At 32.2% G+C, this 273-nt stretch carries 1 protein-coding gene; it reads right to left on the bottom strand.

Going from position 1 to position 273, the window contains the following annotated elements; all coding sequences use genetic code 11:
• The coding region (locus SCA31_RS23440; protein ID WP_410699419.1) for a hypothetical protein at nt 1–273 on the bottom strand (273 nt) is incomplete at both ends.

Genomic DNA, 273 nt, shown 5'->3' with positions numbered 1-273 from the left:
AATCATTTCTAAATCCCATTTTTCAGGTTCAAAATAATGAAATTTCTCTTTTTTGACAGCTGCTTCATCAACAGCATCAAACAAAAGCTTTGTCAATCGTGCCTGATCTTCATATAAAAGCAGATCTTCAACAGGCGCTGAAAGATTGATTTCTTTTTTATGCCAGACTCTTTTCTTCTCCAACTGATCAGCTGAGGTATCAATTATTTTTTTGCCCCTGTTAAAATCATTAAAGAAACATTTTTTTTCTTTTTGAGTTTTGATAGTATCACC

This window comes from Chryseobacterium sp. SIMBA_028 (assembly GCF_046535285.1).
Lineage (GTDB): Bacteria > Bacteroidota > Bacteroidia > Flavobacteriales > Weeksellaceae > Chryseobacterium.
This window is presented reverse-complemented; position numbering and strand designations above follow the sequence as displayed.